23 protein-coding genes are annotated in these 25,056 nt (G+C 61.7%); 10 read left to right on the top strand and 13 right to left on the bottom strand.

Annotated features, from left to right (window positions below):
* Window positions 1-21: 21 nt before the first annotated feature.
* Window positions 22-456, top strand: a complete 435-nt coding sequence (locus tag NL123_RS29405) for an acyl-CoA thioesterase (RefSeq protein WP_248485675.1) — start codon at window positions 22-24, stop codon at window positions 454-456.
* A 33-nt stretch (window positions 457-489) separates the two neighbouring features.
* On the opposite strand, the gene NL123_RS29400 is transcribed toward NL123_RS29405, so the two are convergent.
* The 4 genes from NL123_RS29400 to NL123_RS29385 all read right to left on the bottom strand — a co-directional run bounded on the left by NL123_RS29400 (window position 490) and on the right by NL123_RS29385 (window position 5,404).
* Window positions 490-966 carry a glycine zipper domain-containing protein gene (locus tag NL123_RS29400; RefSeq protein ID WP_058424794.1) on the bottom strand — a complete coding sequence of 159 codons (477 nt, stop codon included), beginning with the start codon at window positions 964-966 and terminating at the stop codon, window positions 490-492.
* A gap of 268 nt (window positions 967-1,234) precedes the next feature.
* Entirely contained in the window at window positions 1,235-3,583 is a 2,349-nt protein-coding gene (locus tag NL123_RS29395; protein ID WP_494356884.1) for an FdhF/YdeP family oxidoreductase, read from the bottom strand.
* Window positions 3,580-4,419: a formate dehydrogenase accessory sulfurtransferase FdhD gene (fdhD, locus tag NL123_RS29390; protein ID WP_071492481.1), complete on the bottom strand. Its 840-nt coding sequence runs from the start codon at window positions 4,417-4,419 to the stop codon at window positions 3,580-3,582. Before fdhD ends, NL123_RS29395 begins: the two co-directional genes overlap by 4 nt.
* Before the next feature lie 97 nt (window positions 4,420-4,516).
* The gene (locus tag NL123_RS29385) at window positions 4,517-5,404 is read right to left on the bottom strand and encodes a LysR family transcriptional regulator (RefSeq protein WP_248485677.1); all 888 of its coding nucleotides are present in this window, start codon (window positions 5,402-5,404) and stop codon (window positions 4,517-4,519) included.
* A gap of 132 nt (window positions 5,405-5,536) precedes the next feature.
* On the opposite strand from NL123_RS29385, the gene lysM reads away from it, so the two are divergent.
* Window positions 5,537-5,977: a peptidoglycan-binding protein LysM gene (gene lysM / locus NL123_RS29380; RefSeq protein ID WP_003187704.1), complete on the top strand. Its 441-nt coding sequence runs from the start codon at window positions 5,537-5,539 to the stop codon at window positions 5,975-5,977.
* A 62-nt stretch (window positions 5,978-6,039) separates the two neighbouring features.
* Here the strand turns inward: lysM and yrfG are convergent, their stop codons facing one another.
* Complete coding sequence (gene yrfG / locus NL123_RS29375) at window positions 6,040-6,702, bottom strand: GMP/IMP nucleotidase (RefSeq protein WP_494356883.1); 663 nt, start codon at window positions 6,700-6,702, stop codon at window positions 6,040-6,042.
* An 87-nt stretch (window positions 6,703-6,789) separates the two neighbouring features.
* On the opposite strand from yrfG, the gene nudE reads away from it, so the two are divergent.
* Together nudE and cysQ are read left to right on the top strand one after the other, a co-directional pair.
* Complete coding sequence (nudE, locus tag NL123_RS29370) at window positions 6,790-7,356, top strand: ADP compounds hydrolase NudE (protein ID WP_248485679.1); 567 nt, start codon at window positions 6,790-6,792, stop codon at window positions 7,354-7,356.
* Window positions 7,353-8,189 (top strand): 3'(2'),5'-bisphosphate nucleotidase CysQ, encoded by an 837-nt coding sequence (gene cysQ / locus NL123_RS29365; protein WP_248485680.1) that lies wholly within the window; start codon window positions 7,353-7,355, stop codon window positions 8,187-8,189. The genes nudE and cysQ overlap by 4 nt, the downstream gene beginning before the upstream one ends.
* 29 nt (window positions 8,190-8,218) lie before the next feature.
* On the opposite strand, the gene NL123_RS29360 is transcribed toward cysQ, so the two are convergent.
* Genes NL123_RS29360 through rfbB form a run of 7 tightly spaced genes read right to left on the bottom strand, consistent with a single transcriptional unit; the run spans window position 8,219 to window position 15,281 of the window.
* Window positions 8,219-8,674, bottom strand: coding sequence for a YiiD C-terminal domain-containing protein (locus NL123_RS29360; RefSeq protein WP_494356882.1), 456 nt, complete (start codon window positions 8,672-8,674; stop codon window positions 8,219-8,221).
* A gap of 26 nt (window positions 8,675-8,700) precedes the next feature.
* Entirely contained in the window at window positions 8,701-10,077 is a 1,377-nt protein-coding gene (locus NL123_RS29355; RefSeq protein ID WP_494356881.1) for a sigma-54-dependent transcriptional regulator, read from the bottom strand.
* On the bottom strand, window positions 10,074-11,882 hold the full coding sequence (locus NL123_RS29350) for a sensor histidine kinase (RefSeq protein ID WP_248485682.1): 1,809 nt from the start codon (window positions 11,880-11,882) through the stop codon (window positions 10,074-10,076). Before NL123_RS29350 ends, NL123_RS29355 begins: the two co-directional genes overlap by 4 nt.
* A gap of 36 nt (window positions 11,883-11,918) precedes the next feature.
* Window positions 11,919-12,788, bottom strand: a complete 870-nt coding sequence (gene rfbD, locus NL123_RS29345) for a dTDP-4-dehydrorhamnose reductase (protein ID WP_248485683.1) — start codon at window positions 12,786-12,788, stop codon at window positions 11,919-11,921.
* On the bottom strand, window positions 12,785-13,330 hold the full coding sequence (gene rfbC / locus NL123_RS29340) for a dTDP-4-dehydrorhamnose 3,5-epimerase (protein WP_248485684.1): 546 nt from the start codon (window positions 13,328-13,330) through the stop codon (window positions 12,785-12,787). Before rfbC ends, rfbD begins: the two co-directional genes overlap by 4 nt.
* On the bottom strand, window positions 13,327-14,202 hold the full coding sequence (gene rfbA, locus NL123_RS29335) for a glucose-1-phosphate thymidylyltransferase RfbA (protein ID WP_248485685.1): 876 nt from the start codon (window positions 14,200-14,202) through the stop codon (window positions 13,327-13,329). The genes rfbC and rfbA overlap by 4 nt, the downstream gene beginning before the upstream one ends.
* Window positions 14,199-15,281 (bottom strand): dTDP-glucose 4,6-dehydratase, encoded by a 1,083-nt coding sequence (gene rfbB / locus NL123_RS29330; protein ID WP_058426229.1) that lies wholly within the window; start codon window positions 15,279-15,281, stop codon window positions 14,199-14,201. The genes rfbA and rfbB overlap by 4 nt, the downstream gene beginning before the upstream one ends.
* Window positions 15,282-15,431: 150 nt before the next feature.
* On the opposite strand from rfbB, the gene NL123_RS29325 reads away from it, so the two are divergent.
* From NL123_RS29325 to NL123_RS29315, 3 genes are all read left to right on the top strand, one after another.
* The gene (locus NL123_RS29325) at window positions 15,432-18,332 is read left to right on the top strand and encodes an aminotransferase (protein ID WP_494356880.1); all 2,901 of its coding nucleotides are present in this window, start codon (window positions 15,432-15,434) and stop codon (window positions 18,330-18,332) included.
* 121 nt (window positions 18,333-18,453) lie between these two features.
* Window positions 18,454-19,560 (top strand): agmatine deiminase, encoded by a 1,107-nt coding sequence (aguA, locus tag NL123_RS29320; RefSeq protein ID WP_248485687.1) that lies wholly within the window; start codon window positions 18,454-18,456, stop codon window positions 19,558-19,560.
* A gap of 234 nt (window positions 19,561-19,794) precedes the next feature.
* A complete protein-coding gene (locus NL123_RS29315; RefSeq protein ID WP_248485688.1) occupies window positions 19,795-20,010 on the top strand; it encodes a hypothetical protein in 216 nt (71 codons plus the stop codon).
* A gap of 123 nt (window positions 20,011-20,133) precedes the next feature.
* Here NL123_RS29315 and NL123_RS29310 read toward each other — a convergent pair whose 3' ends face one another.
* Window positions 20,134-22,203 carry a TonB-dependent receptor gene (locus tag NL123_RS29310; RefSeq protein WP_248485689.1) on the bottom strand — a complete coding sequence of 690 codons (2,070 nt, stop codon included), beginning with the start codon at window positions 22,201-22,203 and terminating at the stop codon, window positions 20,134-20,136.
* A gap of 412 nt (window positions 22,204-22,615) precedes the next feature.
* Between NL123_RS29310 and NL123_RS29305 the strand changes: the two genes are divergently transcribed.
* The 3 genes from NL123_RS29305 to NL123_RS29295 all read left to right on the top strand — a co-directional run bounded on the left by NL123_RS29305 (window position 22,616) and on the right by NL123_RS29295 (window position 25,048).
* Window positions 22,616-23,917: an OprD family porin gene (locus NL123_RS29305; protein WP_058426224.1), complete on the top strand. Its 1,302-nt coding sequence runs from the start codon at window positions 22,616-22,618 to the stop codon at window positions 23,915-23,917.
* A gap of 205 nt (window positions 23,918-24,122) precedes the next feature.
* The gene (locus tag NL123_RS29300; RefSeq protein WP_016979078.1) at window positions 24,123-24,326 is read left to right on the top strand and encodes a tautomerase family protein; all 204 of its coding nucleotides are present in this window, start codon (window positions 24,123-24,125) and stop codon (window positions 24,324-24,326) included.
* Window positions 24,327-24,346: 20 nt separating this feature from the next.
* Window positions 24,347-25,048 carry an SDR family NAD(P)-dependent oxidoreductase gene (locus NL123_RS29295; protein ID WP_248485690.1) on the top strand — a complete coding sequence of 234 codons (702 nt, stop codon included), beginning with the start codon at window positions 24,347-24,349 and terminating at the stop codon, window positions 25,046-25,048.
* Window positions 25,049-25,056: the final 8 nt, after the last annotated feature.

The raw sequence follows: 25,056 nt of genomic DNA, 5'->3' as shown, positions 1-25,056 counted from the left end.
TCACTTTCACGAGATGACCCGATGCCTGACACCGTACCGCAACGCGCCGATTACCCTCACTTCCAGCCGATCATCACGCGCTGGCACGACAACGATGTGTATGGCCATGTGAACAACGTGACCTACTACAGCTTCTTTGACACGGCAGTGAATACCTACCTGATCGAGCAAGGTGGTTTGGATATTCATGACGGCGACGTGGTGGGGTTTGTGGTGAGTTCGGCGTGCGACTATTTTGCTTCGATCGCCTTTCCCGAGCGCATTGAAATCGGCCTGCGGGTAGGCAAGTTGGGCAACAGCTCAGTGCAGTACGAGTTGGCGGTGTTCAAGGCGGGCGAAGAAGACGCCTGTGCGGCGGGGCGGTTTGTGCATGTGTTTGTGGATCGCGGGTCGAACCAGCCGGTGACGATTCCAGCGCGGTTGCGCGAGGCGTTGCAGCGGTTGATCACGCTGTAGGAGCCGGCAAGCCGGCTCCATATTCAGCAACAATCAGTCGCGGTAGTGGTGCTTGTTCTTGCGATGCCCATAGGCATGACCGCGCCCACGATGATCATCACGGTCATAACGACGGTGATCACGCCCACGGCTGCGACGGTCGTCGTCATCGCTCTTGTTGCCCATGTAGTTGCCCAGCGCGCCACCGGCACCACCGCCAGCCGCTGAGCCGATCAGTGCGCCGGTGCTGCCGCCGACACTGCGGCCTACAACGTTGCCGCCCGCCGCGCCCAATGCGCCACCAATGGCGGCTTCGCCACGGCTGCGCTTGTCGGCGCCCACCGCACTACCGCCCGCGCCACCCAAGGCTGCGCCGATGGTCGAACCGGTGTTGCCGCCTAGCTGCTGGCCAACGACCGAACCCAGAACCCCGCCCAATGCGCCGCCCACACCGGCTTCGGTGGTGCCACCGGCCATGGCTGCGCCACTGACCAGGCCAAGGGACAACAAGAGAATCGAGGAGAACTTCATTAGGGAGACCTCAAGAGGATGACGGCGCGATCCTGAGGCTGTATCTGAATTGTGACAATAGAAATCCGACCAGTAGCACGAGTTGTACACAATTCCATAACTTATTGTTTTTGCTGGGGAACTTAAGTCAAATTCGTGAGTCTTTAGCTACTTCGGAACGGCCGCTTTTATGCAAAAGCGGCCTTTTTTGTGCCCGGAATTCCTTTGGCGGGGTAATTCCCTGTGGCAAGCCCGCTCACCACAACCAAAGCAAACCGACGGATTTGTGTCAGGCCGAGCGCGCCATGATCAAGCCGTTGTCACTCGCCGCTTCCAACCGGATAGCCACGAACTTCGACGTCGGCGTATGGCTGCCATCCCCGGTGCTTTCCAGCGGCACCAGCGGGTTCACTTCCGGGTAGTAAGCCGCTGCCTGCCCCGCCGGAATATCAAATGCCAGCAAGGTGAAACCCTTCACGCGACGCTCACGGCCGTCCTCCCACAACGACACGATGTCGGCCTTCTGCCCTGGCTTGAAGCCCAGGCGGATGATGTCGGCTTCGTTGACGAACAGCACGTCACGCTGGCCCTTGACCCCACGGTAGCGGTCGTCCAGGCCATAGATGGTGGTGTTGTACTGATCGTGGGAGCGCATCGACTGCATGATCAGGTCCGGTACGCGGCCGGTCGCGTGGGTGCGTTCGTGGATCAGGTCCTTGGGCAGGATGTTCGGGCGGAAGTTGGCGCGGCCCGACGGGGTGTTCCAGCGGCGCGCGCCCGCGGAGTTGCCCAGGTAGAAACCGCCCGGATGCTTGATCTTCTCGTTGAAGTCCTTGAAGCCGGGAATGGTGTCGGCAATCAGGTCGCGGATGCGGCTGTAGTCGGCCACCAGCCAGTTCCAGTCCACCGGCTTGCTGCCCAGGGTCGCGGCAGCGATACCGGCCAGGATCGCCGGTTCGGACTTCATGAATTTCGACAGCGGCTGCAGCTGGCCATTGGAGCCGTGGACCATGCTGAATGAGTCTTCCACCGTCACCGCTTGCGGGCCTTCGGCCTGGATATCGATGTCGGTACGGCCCAGGCACGGCAGGATCAGTGCATCTTTGCCGTGCATCAAATGGCTGCGGTTGAGCTTGGTGCTGATCTGCACGGTCAGGTCGCAATTGCGCAGGGCTTCGAAGGTACGCAGGCTGTCCGGCGTGGCTTGGGCGAAGTTGCCGCCCAGGCCGATAAACACCTTGGAGCGGCCTTCGAGCATGGCGTGGATGGCTTCCACCACGTTGTGCCCGTTTTCACGCGGCACCTGGAACTGGAAGCGACGCTCCAGGGCGTCGAGGAATGCCACCGGTGGGCGTTCGTTGATGCCCATGGTGCGGTCGCCTTGCACGTTGCTGTGGCCGCGCACCGGGCACAGGCCGGCGCCTGGGCGGCCGATATTGCCGCGCAGCAGCATCAGGTTGGCGATTTCCTGGATGGTCGGCACCGAATGGCGGTGCTGGGTGATGCCCATCGCCCAGCACATGATCACGTTCTTGCCTTTGGCGTACATGCGCGCCGCTTGCTCGATCTCGACCAGGGTGAGGCCGGACTGTTCGACGATCTCATCCCAGGAGGTGTCGTCGATCTTGCCCAGGTATTCCAGCACGTTGGCGGTGTGTTCGTTGAGAAAATCGTGGTCGAACACGGCCTCTTTGCCTTCGGCCTGGGCCTGGCGCTCCCACAGCAGCAGGAACTTGGCCATGCCGCGCAGGATGGCCATGTCGCCACCCAGCGCCGGGCGGAAGTAGGCGGTGTTGGTCGGCTTGTCGCCGTTGGTGAGCATTTCCAGCGGGTGTTGCGGGTGCTGGAAGCGTTCCAGGCCGCGCTCTTTGAGTGGATTGATGCACACCACCTGGGCGCCGCGTTTAACCGCTTCGCGCAGCGGTTCGAGCATGCGCGGGTGGTTGGTGCCGGGGTTCTGGCCCCAGACGAAAATCGCATCGGCATGTTCGAAGTCATCAAAGGTCACGGTGCCTTTGCCGACGCCCACGCTTTGCGCCAGGGCAACGCCGCTGGCTTCGTGGCACATGTTCGAACAGTCCGGGAAGTTGTTGGTGCCGTAGGCGCGCACGAACAGCTGGTACAGGTAGGCTGCTTCGTTGCTGGCGCGACCCGAGGTGTAGAACTCGGCCATGTCCGGGCTGGGCAGGGCGTTGAGGTGCTTGCCGACCAGGTCGAAGGCCGCTTCCCAACTGATGGGCGTGTAGCGGTCGGTTTCGGCGTCATAGCGCATCGGCTCGGTCAGGCGGCCCTGGTATTCCAGCCAATAGTCGCTCTGTTCCAGCAAGGCGGTGACGCTGTGCTTGGCGAAAAATGCACCATCCACGCGGCGCTTGGTGGCTTCCCAGTTGACCGCCTTGGCGCCGTTTTCGCAGAACTTGACCATGCCGCTTTCCGGCGAGTCACCCCAGGCGCAGCCCGGACAGTCGAAGCCGCCGTTCTGGTTGGTCTTGAGCATCATGCGCAGGTTTTTCAGCGCGTTGTCGCTGGTCAGCCAGGCCTGCGCCACGCTGATCAGTGCGCCCCAGCCGCCGGCCGGGCCTTTGTAGGGCTTGTAGCGCGGGGTCGGGGTTTGGTCGGCTTGGTGATGTTGGCTCATGGCTGGTTCTCCATCGCAGGACTGTAGACCCGCGGCGCACTTTTCTGCGGCAGGTGGATGAGATTGAGGTTATGCCGGCGCGCCCATTGCAGGGCGAGGCCGGTGGGTGACGACAGGCTGACCAGGGTCTGGATACCCGCGCGCAGGACTTTCTGGATCAACTCCAGGCTGCAACGGCTGGTAACAATCGCCAGGCCGCCTTCGGTCGGAATTTTTTGGCGGATCAATGCACCGATCAATTTATCCAGGGCGTTATGCCGGCCGATGTCTTCGCGGCCCAGCAACAATTCGCCCTGGCCGTTCATAAATACGGCGGCATGCACGGCGCCGCTGTACTGGCCCAAGGGCTGGAACGCGCTGATGCGTTGGCGCAGGCCATCCAGCCACTCGGCGGGCGGCAATGGCGCGCCCGGCAACACGTCTAGGTCGGGCAGCGCTTGTTCGACCGCTTCCACGCCGCACAGGCCGCAGCCACTGGTGCCGGCCAATTGGCGGCGCTGCTGCTTGAGGTTCCAGAAGGCGCGGCTGGATATCTGCACCTGAGCGTACTGGGCAGAGCCTGATCCGCTGAGCTTTAGGTCATAAATGTCGCTAACGTCGGCGATAATGCCACTGCCGATGCTAAAGCCGACGATAAAGTCTTCCAGGTCTGTCGGCGTCACCAGCATTACCGCTTGGCTGATGTCGTTGTAGGCAATCGCCAACGCCACTTCCTCGGCCAGGGCTGTGCTGGCGAATTCCGTGTGTTCGAGATTGCAATACTGGTAGCTCTGGCTGGCGGCGGGCGCTGGCGTTTCAAGAGCGGGCGCCGCGCAGACTGGGCGCTTGGCGTTCATGGGGCAGTACCACCGGCGGATTGATCAGTGTTTAGACTAGGCGCGACAAAGCGTCGCGTCTAATTGCCAGTACTGATCTACCGATAGATGACGTCGATCAAGGCTCGTTTTGCGATTTTTGATACAGCGCGAAACACGCCTCGGCCAACGCCGAGCGCGGTGCACCGCGGCGCATGATCAAGCCCAGACGAGCGAGTGTATGGGCGTCCTCGATCGGCTGCAGGCGCAGATGCTCGGTGAGTGCGTCCAGGCCACCATCCAAAGGCATCACGGCACAGCACAGGCCGCCATGCACGGCTTGCAACAACTGATGGACGGCATCGGTCTGCAACAGCGGCTGCGGGTTGAGCCCACGGCTGTGGAAGTTGTGGTCGATGGACTGACGAAAGTGCATGCCGCTGGTGAGCATGCCCAGCGGCAGTTCGATCAGGGCTTCCCAGCTCAACGGCGTGTCGCCAAAGCTGAAGAAGCGTTGGTCGTAAAGCAGGCCCATGCGGGTTTCGCCCAAGGCCAGGGAGTCGAAGCGCTCGTTGTCCAGGCGCTCCAGGTAAGACACGCCCAGGTCCAGGCGATTGCTCGCCAGTTGCTCAAGGATCTGTTCGGAGCTGAGCGCCGACAACTCGAAGCGCAAGTTCGGGTGCTCTTTATGCAGTTGCTGCATCAACGCCAAGGGATCGAAGCTCGACAGCGGCACCACGCCCAGGCGCAATGTGCCGACGAGGTTGCCGCGACAGGCGGCCGCTTCGGCCTGCAAACCGTCATACGCCGCCAGCACCGTGCGCGCCCAGGCAAGCACGCGTTCGCCGGGGGCGGTAAAGCCCTCGAAGCGCTGGCCGCGATTGACCAAGGGCAGGTCCAGCTCTTCTTCAAGGCTGCGCAGGCGCATCGACAGGGTCGGTTGAGTGATGTGGCAACGCGCCGCCGCCTGGCCGAAGTGACGCGTCTCGTCGAGGGCGATGAGGAATTTCAGCTGCTTGATGTCCATCTTCGCTCCAGGGCTTATTCCAATGGCGGGGGGATTCTAGCGCGTTTGGGTCTTTTGCCGGGCTGGAACCCAAGTCTGTAGGACTGGTCTAGTCTTGGGCATCTGGAATTCAATTAACAAGGAGCGCGCACTATGAGCATTTTCAGTTTTATCAAGGAAGCCGGCGAAAAGATTGTCGACCTGTTGACGCCGGGTAATGCAAACGCCAGTGAGCAGTTGAAGGAGCACGTGTCCAAAGTGGGTCTGGGTAATCCGAATGTGCAGACCACCGTGGATGGCGACAAGGTGACCGTGACCGGTGAAGTCGCCACCCAGGAAGAGAAAGAGAAGATCCTGCTGGCGCTGGGCAATATTGCCGGTGTGGCCAGTGTGGATGACCAGATCACCGTAACCGGTCCGGCGGTTACTGCCGCCCGTTTCGTCGTGGTGAAAAAGGGCGACACCCTCAGCGCTATTTCCCTGGCGGTGTATGGCAACGCCAACCAGTACAACAAGATCTTCGAAGCCAACAAGCCGCTGCTGTCGCACCCAGACAAAATCTACCCAGGGCAGACACTGCGTATTCCTGAGTAAAACGCAGGACGAAATGTGGGAGGGGGCAAGTCGAATCGTCGCACCGCCCCTCCCACATGGGTTCAGAGTCCGGCAATGAGATCTCGGTAGTCGTCGACCGCCGCAAATTCCGCTGTGTCCTTCGGCCCCTTCTTGCTGTCCGGCTCCTTCACCGCCAGCAAATGCCCCACGCCAAACGCCTGGGCGCTGCGCAGGATCGGCAAGGTGTCATCGATAAACAGACTACGTGCCGGGTCGAAGCCGATATCCGCTTGCAGGGCATCCCAGAACTGCGGGTGTTCCTTGGCGAAACCATAATCGTGGGAGCTGATCAACCGTTCGAAATACGGCGCCAGTTCAATGCGTTCCAACTTCAATGACAGCGAATCACGATGAGCGTTAGTGATCAGGATCACACGCTTGCCAGCCTGTTTGATCGCCGCGAGGAAGGTATCGGCATCCGGGCGCAGGGCGATCAGGTGAGCGGTTTCCAGCTTGAGTTCGCGTACCGGGATCTTCAGCTCAGTGCTCCAGAAATCCAGGCAATACCATTGCAACTGTCCCGCGTTACGCTCGAACAGCGGCTGCAACTCCATCTCGGCCATGGCGCGGCTCACGCCATGCAACTCGGCGTAGCGCTGGGGCAGGTGTTCCATCCAGAAGTGGTTGTCGAAATGCAGGTCGAGCAGGGTGCCGTCCATGTCCAGCAGGACAGTGTCGATGGCGTGCCAGGGCAAAGAGGGCATGGGGCGGTCTCATGTAAGTAAAGATATCCGACACAGACAATCGGAAAAGCCACGGTATAGTAACCCGATCACGCCAAGGAGCCGCTCATGCGCCAGAAACCCACCGTCCTCGCTCGCGAAATAGTCGCCAGTAGCCGTTTGTTCCGCGTGGAGGAAGTGCAATTGCGCTTTTCCAATGGCGTTGAGCGGACCTACGAACGCCTGGTGGGCCGCGGTGCCGGCTACGGCGCGGTGATGATCGTGGCGATGATCGACGCTGAGCATGCGTTGCTGGTGGAAGAATACTGCGGTGGCACCGACGAATATGAGCTGTCCTTGCCCAAGGGCTTGATCGAACCCGGCGAAGACGTGCTGGCGGCGGCCAATCGCGAACTCAAGGAAGAGGCCGGCTACGGCGCACGGCAGTTGGAGCACCTCACCGAACTGTCGCTGTCGCCTGGCTACATGAGCCAGAAAATCCAGGTGGTACTGGCCACCGACCTCTATGAAGAACGCCTGGAAGGCGATGAGCCTGAGCCGATGCGTGTGGACCGGGTCAACCTGCGTGAGCTGTCGATGCTGGCGCAAAATGAGCAATTCAGCGAAGGCCGCGCCCTGGCCGCGCTGTACCTGGTACGAGACCTGTTGACCCAGCGAGGAGCTTTTAACGCATGAGCGAACTGTTTTTAGGCCACCCGTTTATTGCCCCGGTTATCGAGCTGGCCCGTCAGGCCGGTGAAGTGATCCTGCCGTACTGGCGCGCTGACGTGGCCGTTACGTCCAAAGCCGATGATTCGCCGGTTACAGCAGCGGACCTGGCCGCTCACCACCTGATCCTGGCCGGCCTGACCGCGCTGGACCCGAGTATTCCGGTGCTGTCCGAGGAAGATGCCGATATCGACCAGAGCGTGCGTGCCGGCTGGCAGCGCTGGTGGCTGGTGGACCCGTTGGACGGCACCAAGGAGTTCATCTCCGGCAGCGAAGAATTCACCGTGAACATCGCCCTGATCGAACAGGGTCGCGTGGTGTTCGGTGTGGTTTCGATGCCCACCAATGGCCGTTGCTACTTCGGTGGCGCTGGCTTGGGGGCCTGGCGCTCCGACGTGAAGGAAGCGCCCAAGCAGATCCAGGTGCGTGAAGCGCCGGCAGCGGGCGAGTCGTTCACCGTGGTCGCGAGCCGTCGGCACACCAGCCCGGAGCAGGAGCGTTTGCTGGGCGGGCTCAGCGAAGGCCTGGGCGCGTTGAAACTGACGAATATCGGCAGTTCGCTGAAGTTCTGTCTGTTGGCCGAGGGCAGTGCAGACTGCTATCCGCGCCTGGCGCCGACCTCGCAGTGGGATACGGCTGCAGCCCAAGGCGTGCTGGAAGGCGCGGGGGGCGAAGTGTTGGAATTGAGCGGTGAGCCGTTCAGCTACCCGGCGCGGGCATCGCTGTTGAACCCGTTCTTTCTGGCGTTGCCGGCCAAGGCCGCGTGGCGCGAGCGCTTGCTGACCCTGGCCCGATCCTAAGGCCAAAGGTGGGAGGGGCGGTGTGGCGGTCAGCGGTGCAGGACGTACTGCCCGGTAAAGGCCACTGCACGCTCCTCGCTGCCCTCATTTACAACCCATGTCTCCAGCGTCAATCGTGCCCGACCATAGCGCTTGTACGTCGCGACAAAGCGCTTCCACACCTTCTCCTCCGGTGCCTGGCACACCACCGTCGCATCCCGCGTGACCGGCAGCGGATAGCTGATCTGCCCTTCCTGAATCACGATGTGTCCGTCTTCGATGCCTTCTTCACGCAGTTGCAAGTGCAGCCAGCCCCAACCCGCCAGCACTGCGCCGCAATACAGGCTGCCGCCGAACATGGTGCTCTTGTGGTTGATGTTGGCTTGCAAGGGCAGATGCAGTTCCAGCCGCCCGTGTTGCCAGTCGAGCACCTTGAGGCCCATTTCCCGGGTGAGGGGGATGTCGTGGTGAAGGATGGATTCCAGGTAACGGCTGTCGCGGTTCATGGGGGCCTCTTGGCGAGTGGGGGCGGTCATTCGTCATCGCCGCTTTGGTTGGCGAAATTCAGGCCGTGCTTGCGCAGCTTGTCGTGCAAGGTCTTGCGTGGTACGCCGAGGGCTTCGGCGAGGCTGCGCATGGAGCCGTGGGGGCGGGTCAGCTCAGCGGCGATCAGGCTTTTTTCGAACTGCTCGACCTGTTCGCTCAGGCCACCCGAGGTGGACGTCAACACACCGGCGGCAGGGTTGTCCGGCGTGGCATCCAGTGCCAGTTCCAGGCCCAGGGCAAAGCGCTCGGCGGCGTTTTGCAGTTCGCGTACATTGCCCGGCCAGTTATGGCGCAGCAGCAGGGCGCGCTGGCCCGGTTGCAGTTCGTGCAGCGGCAGGCCGTGACGACTGCTGGCCTCATCGGCGAAATGCTGGAACAGCATCAGTGCATCCTCACCCCGCTCACGCAGCGGCGGAATACGCAGCGGCGCGACGTTGAGACGGTAATACAAGTCGGCACGGAAGCGGCCCTGGTCGGCGGACTGGCGCAGGTCTTCCTTGGTGGCGGCGATGATGCGGATATCCAGCGGGATCAGTTGATTGCCGCCCAGGCGCTCCACCACACGCTCCTGCAGCAGGCGCAAGAGTTTGACCTGCACGTCCAGGCTCATGCTTTCGATTTCATCGAGGAACAAGGTGCCGCCGTTGGCAAACTCGAACTTGCCGATGCGGCGTTTCTGCGCGCCGGTGAAGGCACCCGGCTCGTGGCCGAACAGCTCGCTTTCGACCACCGATTCAGCCAGCGCCCCGGCGTTGATCGCCACGAACGGCCCGCTGCGGCGGCTCGACAGGTCATGCAGCGCACGCGCCACCACCTCTTTGCCGGCGCCGGTTTCGCCGAGGATCAGCACATCGGCCTTGGTCGCAGCCAGGGCGCCGATCTGTTCACGCAGGCGCAGCATTTGCGGCGAATGCCCGACCAGTCGCGTGCTCAATTGCTGACGATCGCTGAGCGCCAGGCGCAGGCTGCGGTTGTCCAGTACCAGGCGGCGCAGGGCCAGGGCACGGCGCACGCTGTCGAGCAGGGCGTCGCTGGCGAAGGGTTTTTCCAGAAAATCATAGGCCCCGGCGCGCATGGCTTGTACCGCCAGCGGCACATCGCCGTGGCCGGTGATCAGCAGCACCGGCAGGTCCGGGTCCTGGCCGTGCAGTTCGGCGAGCAGCTCCAGGCCGTCCATGCCGGGCATGCGGATATCACTGACGACCACGCCCGGCCAGTCCCGCGACAGGCGCGCTGTGAGGCCGCTGGCTTCGCCCAGGGTCAGGACTTTCAGCCCGGCCAGGTCCAGGGTCTGGCACAGGGCCTGACGCAGGTGTGGATCGTCGTCGATCAACACCACCTGAATCTGGTTATCGATACTCATACACTGCGGTCCTCGGACGGTTGCAGACTGACGCCCGGCGAGCCGGCACGCAATTTCAAGGTTAACAGCGCGCCGCCTTCCTTGTGGTTGGCAAACAGCAGTTCGCCACCGAAGGCACGCATCAGGGTCTCACAGATCGCCAGCCCCAGGCCCAGGCCCTGGGTGCGCGTCTTGGTGGTATAGAACGGCTCGCTGGCGCGCCCCAGGGCTTCCATGCAGAAGCCCGGGCCGTTGTCACGAATGTACAGGTTGACGCCCTGTTCGGTGGTTTCGGCACTCAGCCAGAGTCTGCGCGGCGGGCCTTTTTCGGTGAGGGCGTCGAGGGCGTTGGCCAGCAGGTTGCCCAGTACCTGGCGCAGGCGGGTTTCGCCGGCTTGTACCCACAGGGTGGCTTCCGGCAAATCGCGGATCAGTTCCACCTCCATCGACCGTCGCCGCTTGGCCAGCAACGCCAGTGCATCGTCCAGCGCCGGTTGCAGGGCCACGCTTTCGGGCGCGTGGCGGTCGCGGCGGGCGAAGGCGCGCAGGTGGGCGATGATCGAGGCCATGCGCCCGGTCAGTTCGCTGATCAGCTTGAGGTTGCCGCGGGCGTCATCGGTGCGTTCATGGTCGAGCAGGATTTCGGCGTTTTCCGCGTAGCTGCGAATCGCCGCCAGGGGCTGATTGAGTTCGTGGCTGATGCTCGCCGACATGGTGCCCAGCGCCGACAGTTTGCCCGCTTGCACCAGGTCGTCCTGGGCGCGTACCAGCTCCTGCTGGGCGTGTTCGCGCTCCAGCACTTCCTGTTTCAGGCGCCGGTTGAGGCCTTCCAGGTCACTGGTACGCTCGACCACCCGCGCTTCCAGCTCGCGCCGGGCCTTGGCTTCGAACGCAATGCGCTCCAGATAGTGACGGCGACGTTGCATCATCAAGCCTAACAACAACATCAACACCAGCAGCGTCGCGCCGCCGACGGCAACCACAGTGCGCACCGGACGGCTAATCAACGAACGCGGCGCGAGGATCTCCACGTTCCAGCCGGTCTCGGCGATGGCCGTGGATTGACGCAGCCACGCGGTGCTGCTCAGGCTCAGCGGCTGCGGGTCGCGAGTCGGGTAGGGCTGGATAGCGATGATCGCCTGGCGTTCTTCAGCGGTCAGCGGGCGGGTCGCGCGGAATCGCCATTGCGGGCGCGAGGTCAGGATCACCACGCCGTTGTGGTCGGTGACCAGCAGTTGTTCCGGGGTGTTGCCCCACAGGCTTTCGGTGTGGTCCAGGTCGACCTTGACCACCAGCACACCGATGATCGTATCGCCGTCGCGCACGGCGGCGGCGAAGAAGTAACCGCGCTTGGCCGAGGTTGTGCCCAGGCCGAAAAACCGCCCCAGGCGCCCGGCCATGGCTTCGCTGAAATACGGGCGGAACGAGAAATTGCGCCCGACAAAGCTGTCTTGTTTATCCCAATTGGACGCCGCGAGGGTCTTGCCGGTGGTGTCCATCAGGTACATCACTTCCACCCCGGCCTGGGCGGCAACCTCTTTGAGCAGCAGGTTGGCGTTGACCAGGTTGGTGCTGACGTTGGGCGCGTCCAATGCAGTGCGCAGGGCCGGCAGGTCACCCAGGATTTGCGGCAGCACTTCATAGCGGTGCAGGGTGCCGAGCAGGTTGGCGACGTACAGGTCGAGGGTCTGGCGGTTCTGGCCGGCCAGTTCGCTGCGGTAATAGCGCTCGGCCAGATGCTCCAGCGGCCACAACAGCGGTGCCAGGCACAACGCCAAGAGGGCGAGGCTGCGCCAGCGGGGTCTACGCGGGAGGGGTGGAGTCATGGGAGTCGTGCGCCTGTGGGTACAGGCGCATTATGCCTAGTGCTGCTGTGCAAGACACTCGCGCAATGCGTCTTGCCAATGTGGCTGGCTGACGTGCCACTGTTGTTGCAAGCGACTGCAATCGAGGCGTGAGTTCAGTGGGCGCTGGGCGGGTGTCGGGTAGGCGCTGGAAGGGATGGCTTCCAGCTCGGCGCAGGCTTTGCCTTGCTTGCGCAGATGCTCGCCGATGGCCTCGGCAAAACCGAACCACGAAGTTTCACCTTGGGCGGTCAGGTGATACACCCCCCATTCCCCCGCTGTGCCTGCTTGCCAGCGTTCGATCAATGCAAGCGTACTGTCGGCGATGCTGCCGGCCCAGGTTGGTGCACCGATCTGGTCGGCGACGATGCGCATCTGCGGCTTTTCCTGCAGCAGGCGTTGCATGGTCAGCAGGAAGTTCTTGCCGTGGTTGGAGTAGACCCAACTGGTGCGCAGGATCAGGTACTCGCCGCCCACGGCCGCAATCGCCTGCTCGCCGGTCAGCTTGCTCTGGCCATAGACGCCCAGTGGGTTCGGGGTGTCGGCTTCGATGTAGGGCGCCGGTTTGCTGCCGTCGAACACGTAGTCGGTGGAATAGTGGATCAGCGGGATGCCCAGGGCCTTGGCTTCCTCGGCGAGAATGCCGGGGGCGATGGCGTTGATGGCAAATGCGGCGTCTGGTTCGCTTTCGGCCTGATCGACAGCGGTGTGAGCCGCTGCGTTGATAATCAGGCTGGGGCGGTGGGCGCGCACTTGCTGGCGGATCTGCTCTGCATTGGCCAGGTCAAGCTGGTCGCGGCCCAGGACGATGAGTTCGCCCAGGCCCTGGAGGCGTTGTTGCAGTTCGCGGGAGACTTGGCCGTGTTGGCCACAGATCAGGATCTTCATGGGAACAAGTCGGCTTCCTTCAGGGGTTTACCGGCCTGGTCCTTGGCGGACAACCGGGGCGCTTCGGTCAGCTCCCAATCGATGGCCAGCGTCGGGTCATTCCACAGGATGCTGCGTTCGGCGCTGGGCTGGTAGTAATCGGTGGTTTTGTACAGGAACTCGGCGTGATCGCTCAGTACCACGAACCCATGGGCGAAACCTTCCGGCACCCACAGCTGGCGATTGTTCTGTGCTGACAGCCGCACGCCGACCCACTGGCCAAAGTTCGGCGAGCTGCGGCGGATGTCCACGGCCACGTCCAACACTTCCCCGGCGATGACGCGCACCAGTTTGCCCTGGGTGTGTTCGAGCTGGTAGTGCAGGCCCCGCAGCACGCCTTTTTGCGAGCGCGAGTGATTGTCCTGCACGAAGTCACGCTTGAGCCCGGTGGCCGCTTCAAAGGCGCGGGCGTTGAAACTTTCGTAGAAAAAGCCGCGTTCATCGCCGAACACTTTGGGTTCGAGGATCAGCACGCCGGGCAAAGTGGTTTCAACGACGTTCACTGGTTCTCTCCGGCCAGCGAGTACAGGTACTGGCCATAGCCGGTCTTGCCGAAGTACTTGGCACGTTCCAGCAGGTGGTCACGGTCGATCCAGCCATTTTCGTAGGCGATTTCTTCCAGGCAGGCCACTTTCAAGCCTTGGCGGTGTTCAATGGTCTGCACGTACTGCGAGGCTTCCAGCAAGCTGTCGTGCGTCCCCGTATCCAGCCAGGCAAAGCCACGGCCGAAGCGCTCTACCTGCAGGTCGCCGCGCTTGAGGTAGGCGTTGTTGACGTCGGTAATCTCAAGCTCCCCTCGAGGCGAAGGCTTGACTGCCTTGGCGATCTTGATCACGTCGTTGTCGTAGAAGTACAGGCCGGTCACTGCGTAGCTGGACTTGGGCTTCGCAGGTTTTTCTTCGATGGACAGGGCACGGCCTTCGCTGTCGAAGTCGATCACGCCGAAGCGCTCCGGGTCCTTGACCCAGTAGCCGAAGACAGTAGCGCCCGTCGGCCGCTTGGCGGCGCCGAGCAATTGCTCGCCGAAGTGCTGACCATGGAAGATGTTGTCACCCAGGATCAGGCACACAGGGTCATCGCCGATGAATTCCTCGCCAATGATGAAGGCCTGGGCCAGGCCATCCGGGGTTGGCTGTTCGGCATAACTGAAACGTACGCCAAACTGGCTGCCATCGCCCAGCAGGTTGCGATACTGCGGCAAGTCCACCGGTGTTGATATCACCAGAATCTCTTTGATCCCCGCCAGCATCAGTACCGAGATCGGGTAGTAGATCATCGGCTTGTCATACACCGGCAGCAGTTGCTTGGACACGCCCAGGGTAATGGGGTGCAAACGCGTGCCGGAGCCGCCGGCCAATACGATTCCCTTCATCATGCAATCAGATCCTTAAGGTCGGTGTTGCCCAAACGTTCACCCTGGTAACTGCCGTCCTGGACCCTGCGGCACCATTCCAGGTTATCCAGGTACCACTGCACGGTTTTGCGCAGCCCTGTTTCAAAGGTTTCTTCGGGGGTCCAACCCAGCTCTCGCTCGATCTTGCCTGCATCGATGGCATAGCGCTGGTCGTGGCCCGGGCGATCCTTCACGAAGGTAATCAGGTCGGTGAACTGCTCGACACCAGCCGGGCGCTGTGGCGCCAGTTCTTCGAGCAGGGCGCAGATACCACGCACCACGTCGATATTCTTCTGCTCGTTGTGTCCGCCGATGTTGTAGGTCTCGCCGACCACACCTTCGGTGACCACTTTGAGCAATGCGCGGGCATGGTCTTCGACGAACAGCCAGTCGCGCACCTGCAAACCATCACCGTAGACCGGCAGCGGCTTGCCCGCGAGGGCATTGAGTATCACCAGCGGGATCAGCTTCTCGGGGAAGTGGAATGGCCCGTAGTTGTTCGAGCAGTTGGTCAGCAGCACCGGCAAGCCGTAGGTGCGCTGCCAGGCGCGGACCAGGTGATCGGACGCCGCCTTGCTGGCCGAATACGGTGAGCTGGGTGCATAGGGTGTGGTTTCAGTGAACAGGTCGTCCACGCCATGCAGGTCGCCGTACACCTCATCGGTGGAGATGTGATGGAAGCGGAACGCGCGCTTGGCGGGCTCGTCGAGCGTCTGCCAATAGGCGCGGGTGGCTTCCAGCAAGCTGTAGGTGCCCACGATATTGGTCTGAATGAAGTCCGACGGGCCATCGATCGAGCGGTCTACATGGGACTCGGCCGCCAGGTGCATGATCGCCTGGGGCTCAAAGCGCTTCAGTACGGCACTGACAGTGGCCTGGTCGACAATATCGGCCTGGACGAACTCGTAGCGGCTGTTGGACGCGATGCTGGTCAGCGATTCCAGGTTGCCGGCATACGTGAGTTTGTCCAGGTTGAGCACTTCGTGCTCGGTGTGTTGAATCAGGTGGCGGATTAAGGCAGAGCCAATAAAACCGGCGCCACCGGTGATGAGAATGCGCATGTCAGAGGGCCTTTTCCTTAGACGGACATCAAGCGAATGGAGCATAGCTTGAGTTGTGACGCCGAGCGGTGCAAGCGTGGTTTGCGCAGGGGGTTGCGTAAGCCCCCTGAACAATGGCGATATACACCCCTAAAAACCGAGGCCACCCCCATGTTGCTCGCCACCCTGATCCATCGCGCCAGTCTACCCTGCCCGCAAGTCAGCCCCGATCAGGCGGCTCGATTGCTTGAGCAGTATTACGGCCTTAGTGGCACGTTGCGATCGCTGGGCAGCCAGCAAGACCTTAACTACAAAGTCGACAGTGCCCGTGGCCGGTTCGTTCTGAAAATCTGCCGGGGCGACTACGCTGCCGTGGAACTTCAGGCCCAGCACGCGGCGCTCAACAGCCTGCAGGCGGTGCGCGTACCCAAGGTCATCAAGGCCCTGACAGGTGAGGAACTGCTGACCCTGACCCTCGACGGCCAAACCCTGCATGTGCGGGTGCTGGACTATATCGACGGCCAGCCGTTGACCCATCTGCCCCACTTGGGGCGCAGGGTGATCGCAAGCTTTGGCGACCTTTGCGGTCGGATGAGCCAGGCGCTGGCGTCGTTTGAACATCCGGGCCTGGAGCGTACGTTGCAATGGGACCCGCGCCATGCCCTGGAATTGATCAGGCATCTGCTGGCAACCCTGGAAGATTTGCCTCACCGCCAAGCGCTGGAACAAGTGGCTGAGCAGGTCCAGGACCGTATGCGTCCCCTGGCCGACCACCTGCCGTGGCAAGCCGTGCACATGGATATCACCGACGACAATGTGGTGTGGCAGCGTGATGCGCAACGCCACTGGCAACTTCAGGGCGTGATCGATTTCGGCGACCTGGTGCGCACCTGGCGCATTGCCGATCTGTCGGTGACCTGCGCCGCGCTGCTGCACCATGCCGAGGGCGACCCCTTTGCTATCTTGCCGGCGGTCCAGGCTTGCCATGCGGTGACGCCGTTGCAGCATGAAGAATTACAGGCGCTATGGCCGCTGATCGTCGCCCGCGCGGCGGTGCTGGTCTTGAGCAGCGAGCAGCAACAACGGCTGGATCCGCATAACAGCTACCTGTTGAAAAATGCCGAGCATGAGTGGGAAATCTTCCATGTAGCGACCTCGGTGCCGTTTGAGCTGATGGAAGCGGCGATTCTCAGCAGTGTTGGCCAGGCACCCGCACCCATCGCCAGCCAAGGCTTTGCTCCTTTGTTGCCGGGGTTGGTAGGCCGCGAGTTCGCGCTGATCGACCTGGGCGTGCTCAGCCCGCATTTCGAGGCCGGCAACTGGGAGCAACCCGGCATCGATCAGCGCCTGTTGCAGGAGGCGGCGGCGGTGCATGGCTTGGCGGCGAGTCGCTATGGGCAGTACCGGTTGTCGTGTACTCGGCCCGACAGTGCGACCGAGCCGGAGACGTTCCCGTTGCACGTTGAACTGCACGTGTCGTTGGCGACTTCCGTCGAAGCGCCGTTTGCCGGTGTGGTGCGACGGGGGGCCAATGGCGAACTGCAGGTGCATAACAGCGAAGCGACCGTGCGGCTGTGGGGTGTAAAGCCGCTTTTGCAGCCGGGGGCTGCGGTGCTCAAGGGCCAGGTGATCGGTGAGGTCGAGGGGCCGCTGACGGTACAGCTTTGCCGGGCTGACTTGCCCGCACCGCTGTTCTGCGCACCGTCCCGGGCACTGGCGTGGCAAGCACTGTGCCCATCGCCGGCTGCGCTGCTGGGGCTGGCCTGCGACGCCGAGCCCGAGCTGGACCCCGAGGCCCTGCTGGCCCGGCGCGACGCCAGTTTCGCCCGTTCGCAAAAGCACTATTACGTCGACCCGCCGCGTATCGAGCGCGGCTGGCGCAACCACCTGATCGACATGCAGGGCCGCTCCTACCTGGACATGCTCAATAACGTGGCGGTACTCGGCCACGGCCACCCGCGTATGGCGGCGGTGGCGGCGCGGCAGTGGTCGTTGCTCAACACCAACTCGCGCTTTCACTATGCGGCGATTGCCGAGTTTTCCGAGCGCTTGCTGGCGCTGGCACCGGAGGGCATGGACCGGGTGTTCCTGGTCAACAGCGGCACCGAGGCCAATGACCTGGCGATCCGCCTGGCCTGGGCCTACAGCGGCGGGCGCGACATGCTCAGTGTGCTGGAGGCCTACCATGGCTGGTCGGTGGCGGCGGATGCGGTGTCCACCTCGATTGCCGACAACCCCCAGGCCTTGAGCAGCCGGCCGGACTGGGTGCACCCGGTGACGGCGCCGAATACCTATCGCGGCGAGTTTCGCGGGCAGGACAGTGCGCCCGATTACGTACGAAGTGTGGAGCACAACCTGGCGAAAATCGCTGCAAGCAAACGCCAGTTGGCCGGTTTCATCTGTGAGCCGGTGTACGGCAATGCCGGTGGTATCTCGTTGCCGCCGGGCTATTTGCAGCAGGTGTATACGCTTGTGCGTGCCCAAGGCGGCGTGTGCATCGCCGATGAAGTGCAGGTGGGCTATGGCCGCATGGGGCACTTCTTCTGGGGCTTTGAAGAGCAGGGCGTGGTGCCCGATATCATCACCATGGCCAAGGGCATGGGCAATGGCCAGCCCCTGGGGGCGGTGATCACCCGGCGTGAAATCGCCGAAGCGCTGGAGGCTGAAGGTTATTTCTTCTCGTCGTCAGGAGGCAGCCCGGTCAGTTGTCGCATCGGCATGGCCGTGTTGGATGTGATGGAGGAAGAAAAACTGTGGGAAAACGCCCAAGTGGTCGGCGGGCATTTCAAGGCTCGCCTGGAAGCTCTGATCGAGCGCCATCCATTGGTTGGCGCCGTCCACGGTTCCGGGTTTTACCTCGGCCTGGAATTGGTACGCGACCGGCAAACCCTGGAGCCCGCCACCGAAGAAACCACCTTGTTGTGTGATCGTCTGCGGGAGTTGGGAATTTTCATGCAGCCTACCGGCGACTATCTGAACATCCTCAAGATCAAGCCGCCGATGGTCACGTCGAGGCGCAGCGTGGACTTCTTTGTCGACATGCTGTCGAAGGTGCTGGATGAGCAATTGTGATTAATCGATTGTTATCGGTTATTTGCTGTCATATTTACCGCCTATGATTTTCTGTTGCTTTTAAAGCCGATTTTTATCCGTTATAAAGTCGGCATTTACCCCATTCGGAGCCCTGACCGCCATGACCACCCTGCACAGTACCCCTCGCGCCGATGGCTTCCACATGCCCGCCGAATGGGCGCCACAGACGCAAACCTGGATGATCTGGCCCGAGCGCCCGGACAACTGGCGCCTGGGCGGCAAGCCGGCGCAGGCTGCCCATGTGGCGGTGGCCAAGGCGATCGCACGTTTTGAACCGGTGACCGTTGCCGTATCCGCCGGCCAGTACGAAAACGCCCGCGCCCGCCTGGATGTGCCGAATATCCGCGTGGTGGAGATGTCCAGCGATGACGCCTGGGTGCGCGACACCGGCCCGACCTTCGTGATCAACAACAGCGGCGAAGTGCGCGGCGTGAACTGGGATTTCAACGCCTGGGGCGGTTTTGACGGCGGCTTGTATGCGCCGTGGAACCGCGACTCCCAGGTTGGCGGCAAGATCCTCGAGATCGAACGCGCGCCGCGCTACCGCACCGAAGGTTTTGTGCTGGAAGGCGGTTCGATCCATGTTGACGGCGAAGGCACCCTGATCACCACCGAAGAATGCCTGCTCAACCGCAATCGCAACCCGCACCTGGGCCGGGCCGAGATCGAAGCAGTGCTGAGCGCCAACCTGGCTGTGGATAAAATCATCTGGTTGCCGGATGGCCTGTTCAACGACGAAACCGACGGCCATGTGGATAACTTCTGCTGCTACGTGCGCCCGGGCGAAGTGTTGCTGGCCTGGACCGATGACGCGCACGACCCGAACTACGCGCGCTGCCACGCCGCCCTGGACGTGCTGCAAAGCAGCACCGACGCCCAGGGCCGCTCGTTCACAGTGCATAAAATGCCGATCCCGGGGCCGCTGTACGCCACCGAGGAAGAATGCGCCGGTGTCGACCCGGTTGACGGCTCCCAGGAGCGCAATCCGACCGTGCGCCTGGCCGGTTCCTACGTGAACTTCCTGATCGTCAACGGCGGCATCATCGCCCCAAGCTTCGACGACCCGCTGGACAGCCAGGCCAAGGCGATCCTGCAGGACCTGTTCCCGCAGCACGAAGTGGTGATGGTGCCGGGCCGCGAACTGTTACTGGGGGGCGGCAATATCCATTGCCTGACCCAACAACAGCCTGCTCCGCACAAAAATTGAGTGCAGTTGTAACAGTGCTTTAACCGGAGCCAGGGGCTATCTGGTTCGAGCGCTTACAGCAAGCCCGCGGCCCAGCAAGGTCGCGGGCTTTTTTGTGTGCGTATGCCTATAAACACGAGACATTGGCATAGCTCTTGTATCGGTGTCGTCACAGTGGCCCAAGTTAATGACTGCGCAGTTCTGTCATAAACCTTGAGTAAGTTAGCCGCTCACGCAGTAGGAGAGAGCGCTGAAATGAATGCCGATATCAACCTGATGTACACGCGCACGTTCCACCCCTTGCGGGTCAACGGCGACGCGATCCATGCGCTGGCGCTCTGGTTGAAGGAAAACGGTTCGCGACAGATCAGGCAACAGCCTGACTTGCGCAGCGTGATGAGTAAACGCTATCCGGCGGGGTTGTTCAGTGAGGATGAAGTGCACGCGTTGTGTGACCTGCTGAAAAACTAAGCAACACAGAGAACAAATGTGGGAGGGGGCTTGCCCCCGATAGCGGCGTGTCAGGCAAAAATATCAACCGACCGGTTGCCATCGGGGGCAAGCCCCTTGCTACACCTTTTGGATGTATTCGGTTTAGAAACTGTAGGTCCCAGTCACCACCACGCTGCGCGGCTCTCCCGGCTGGATCTGCGCCACGCTGGTCGCCGACGCATAGTAGTTTTTATCCGCGATATTGTTCAGCGCCGCCCTCACGTCCCATTCCTTCTGGCGGAACCCGGCCAACGCATCCCAACGGCCATAACCCGGCAGCACCACGGTGTTGAGACTGTCGGCGTAACGATCCCCCACCAGCGTCAAACCGGTTTCGGCGTACCAGCCCATTTCTGGTTTCCAGGTGATAAACAGGCTGCCGTTGCGCTTGGCCACATCACTGACGCGCTTGCCTTCAAAGCCGTTGTTGTCCTTCACCACCGTGGCGTCCTGCAGGCCGATACCGCCGCGTACGTACCAGTTGCCGACGATCTTGCCGGTGGCAGTCAGCTCCACGCCGCGTGAGCGTTGCAAACCGCTGAGCAGGGTGATGGTGCGGTCCAGCGGGTCGCTGGTGCGGCGGTTGTAGAGTTCCAGTTCGTACACCGCCAGGGTGGTGCTCAGGCGGTCGTCCAGCCAGTCGCTCTTGACCCCGATTTCCTTCTGTTTGGTCAGTTCGGGGCTCAGGTCGTTGGCGCCGCTGGTGGCGCTCGGGGTGATGCCGATCAGGCCGCCGCCGGCTGGGGAGAACGTCTTGCTCCACGAGGCGTAGAACGAGTGGTTTTCCAGGGGCGTCCACACCAGGCCGATGCGCGGGCTGGCGTTATGGCTGTCGACATCTTGCTGGAGGTTGTTGAGTTTGTTCTTGGTATCGACTTCAAAGCGGTCGTAACGCAGGCCAGCCAGGAGCTGCCATTGATCGTTCAGGCGCAGTTGGTCTTGTATATAAACCGCACGACTTTCCACTTCGGTGTGGTTGTTGCTGGATACGCTCATCCGCCCGGTGTGGCTCAGGTGGCGGTTGGGCTGGTTGAGGTTGAGGCTCGGCACGGTGTTGCCACCGTTGTAGAGCTTCGGATCGCGGCGTTGGCTGCCCATTTCGACGCCGGTGAGCAGGCGGTGTTCCAGGCCGAAGGTGCTGAAGCCGCCTTCCAGTTCGACGTTGTTGAAGAGGTTCCGCGTGGTCAGGTCTTGCTGCCAGCGCTGGCGTGTCACGCTGTTGGTCGCAGGCACGTAGGCGGTCTGGTAGGTGTTGTCGAAATCACTGTCGAGCTTGAACACGCCCAGGGTCTGGCGCAGTTGCCAGTTGTCGTTGAGCTCATAGGCCAGCTTGGAGCGCAGGGACTGGGATTTGTCGTCGATGTAGTCGCGGCTGTCGCCGTAGGTGGTGCTGCGGCTCACATCCGCCGGCCGGCCGTTGACCCCGGGAATGCCACGGTCCGGCGTGCGGTTGTAGCGGCTGTATTCGTATTGCACCAGCCAATTCAGGTCCGGCGTGAGCTGCCAGCTCATGGACGGTGCGAACAGCTGGCGATTGCCGCTGACGCCATCGCGGAAGCTGTTGTTGTCCTGGTTGCCCATGTTCAGGCGCAGGCTGATGTTATCGGTGGGGTCGGTGCTGAGGTCGGCATACAGGCTGCGCAAATCGTTGCTGCCGCCTTGGGCCTCGATACTCGATTTGTGGCCGGCGGTAGGCAGTTTGCTCACACGGTTGACGATCCCTCCCTGACCGCCTCGCCCGTAGAGTACGGCAGCTGGCCCCTTGAGCACTTCGATGCGCTCGATGTTGTGCAGGTCGCGCACGTACTGGCTGTCATCGCGGATGCCATCCAGGTAGAAGTCGTTGCTCGCATCGAAACCCCGGATGCGCAGGCTGTCGAAGCGCGTGTCGGCGCCGCTGCTGACGTTGGGAATGCCGCTCAACGCCTGGCCCAGGTCATTGGTGCCGTAGGCGCGCAGGCTTTCGGTCTTAACCGAGTCGATGGCCTGGGGCACATAACGCACCGGCGTAGCGGTGCGGGTGGCGGTGCTGGTTTCCTTGACGCGTGGGTCGTCTTCGTCAGCTTCGGCGCTGATCGAGGTTTCGGGCAAGGTGGTGGCCGCACAGGCAAAACCGGCAGACAGCAGAACGGAAAGCCCAAGGGTGATGGGCGTCAGGCGAGGGGCAGGCATTAAGGAATGTATCCGAATGGTTTGGGAGGAAAACTACGCGTTAATGGTAATGCTTTGCATTTGCGCGCGTTATCAATTGCCAAACGTATCGGCTTTTAAATATGTTACGGAATGTGTTTTTTGCCGTTTTGCATGCGGTTTTTTGTCGCTTTCAATGTGGTTGTAGGCCTGCGCTTAGAATTATTTCGCCTAAATACAGACGATTCGCGAAATTGACACATAGTTCCGGGCGCGACTAGGATTGCGCCCAACGCCTGTGGCTAACCGCCATGACTCATCCAATAAAAAAGGCCCGCGGCATGTTCAGTCGTCCGCGGGCCTTCTTTTTTCCGGATTCAGTCGACACCAGAAAAAGCATTACGGAGCCTGGTGTCACAGCGCGTACTCAACCAGGAATAAGGAATACAAGAAAATGTTGAAGCAACGGATGAGTCTGATCGCTCTGGGGATTTTGAGCGCATCGACAGCAATGGCAAACGACCAGGACCAGTCCAAGGGTTTTATCGAAGACAGCCACCTGAACATCGCCGCACGTAACGCCTACATCAGCCGCGACTACAAAAACGGCAAGCAAGACAAAGCCGAATGGGGCCAAGGCTTCATCGGCAAGCTGGAGTCCGGTTTCACCCAGGGCACCGTCGGTGTGGGTGTGGACGTGATCGGCCAATACGCTATCCGCCTGGACGGTGGTAAAGGTCGCGCTGGCGCGGGCGGTATCGACTTCTTCAAACCGGGTAATGGCACTGCCAACAACCCTGGCTCGGCACCACACGACCTGGCCAAAGGCGGCGCTGCCGTGAAGTTCCGCGTTTCCAACACCGTGCTCAAGTACGGTGATCAGTTCCCGGCCGTGCCTGTGCTGCAGTACGACAACTCCCGTCTGTTGTCGGAAACCTACACCGGTACCTCGATCGTTTCCAAAGAGATCGCCGGTCTGCAACTGGACGCGGGTCACTTCACCAAAGAAGCGCGCAAGAGCACGGAAGGCACCGACAGCGGTCGCCTGAAAAGCATCGACTACATCGGTGGTAGCTACAAATTCACCGAAAGCCTGTCTGCCGCGCTGTACGCCTCCGACATGCAGGACGTGCTGAAGAAGCAATACGTCAACGTCAACTACGTACTGGCCCTGCCAGAGAAGCAGTCGCTGACTTTTGACTTCAACGGCTACAAAACCAAGCTGGACAAGAGCTTCGCCCTGGAAAACCAAGGCAGTGAAGACGCGCGCGACAACAAGATCTGGAGCCTGGGCGCGACCTGGGCCGTTGGCCCGCACAGCTTCACCGTGGCTCACCAGCGCAGCACCGGCGACACCGGCTACCTGTACGGCGGCTACCGCAACGCTGGCGGCATCGGCGACGGTGGCAACACCATCCTGCTGGCTAACTCCTACTGGTCCGACTTCAACGGCAAGGACGAGCGTTCGTGGCAAGTGGGCTATGGCATCGACTTCGCCACCTTCGGCGTGCCGGGCCTGACCTACAACGTTGCCTACGTGCGTGGTACCAACATCGACGACGGTACCAACCGCGGCGACGGCACCGAGCGCGAAATCTGGAACCAGTTCAAGTACGTGGTCCAGAGCGGCCCGGCCAAAGACCTGAGCCTGCGCGCGCGCGCGTCGTGGTTGCGCGTGTCCAACAACGCCAGCAACTACAACGTAGGCGGTAACGAAATCCGTCTGTTCGCCGACTACCCGATCAACGTTTTCTAATTGATCCGGCGTCGCGCCTGAGTTTCAGGCGATAAAAAACCCCGACTGGTTCGGGGTTTTTTTATGCCCGTCTGTGCAGGGCAGACTTGTTACATCGAATCACTAATGAAGTACCCGTGCCCACCTTTATCCCCTCCCGGCGCAAGCCTAAATTGGCCCCACTGCCTGCCCGTCACCCCGATGGTCGGCCACTGGAGTCTTCGCCATGCCCTTTGTCAGCCTGCGCATTACCCGTGACGGCGTTACCCCGGAGCAAAAAGCCCAGGTCATCGCCGAATTCACTGAAACCCTCGAACGGGTCCTGCACAAACGCCCGGACCTGACCCATATCGTCATCGAAGAAGTCGACACCGATAACTGGGGCTACGCCGGCATCACCACCACCGAATACCGCAAATCCCAAGCCTGAATCCCTACCGGAGCATCATCATGAAAAAAGTCGTCATCATCACCGGCGCGTCCCAAGGTATCGGCGCCGCTGTGGTCCAGGCCTACCGTGCCCTCGATTATCGCGTGGTCGCCACCTCGCGCTCGATCCAGCCGTCCACCGACCCCGACATCCTCACCGTCGCCGGCGACATCGCCGACCCGGCCACGGCCCAGCGCATCATCCGCGACACCCTGGCCACCTTCGGGCGCATCGACAGCCTGATCAACAATGCCGGCATCTTCATCGCCAAACCCTTCACCGCCTACACCCAGGAGGACTACGCCAACGTGCTCGCGGTGAACCTCAATGGTTTCTTCTACATCACCCAACTCGCCATTGCCGAAATGGAAAAACACGGCGCCGGCCACATCGTCAACGTCACCACCAGCCTGGCTGACCACGCCATTGACGGCGTGCCGTCGGTACTCGCCAACCTCACCAAAGGCGGCTTGAATTCGGCGACCAAATCCTTGGCGATTGAATACGCCAAGCGCGGGATTCGCGTGAATGCCGTGAGCCCGGGGATCATCAAGACACCGATGCACGGTGCAGAAACCCACATGGCGTTGGGGCAATTGCACCCGGTCGGGCACATGGGGGAAGTGAGTGACATCGCCCAGGCAATCGTCTACCTGGAAACCGCCGGCTTTGTGACCGGTGAGATTCTGCATGTAGACGGCGGGCAAAGCGCCGGGCATTGATACACACG

The sequence above is a fragment of the Pseudomonas sp. FBCC-B1565 genome, assembly GCF_059133265.1.
Note: the sequence above shows the minus strand (reverse complement) of the source record. Positions and strands in the feature narration are given on the sequence as shown.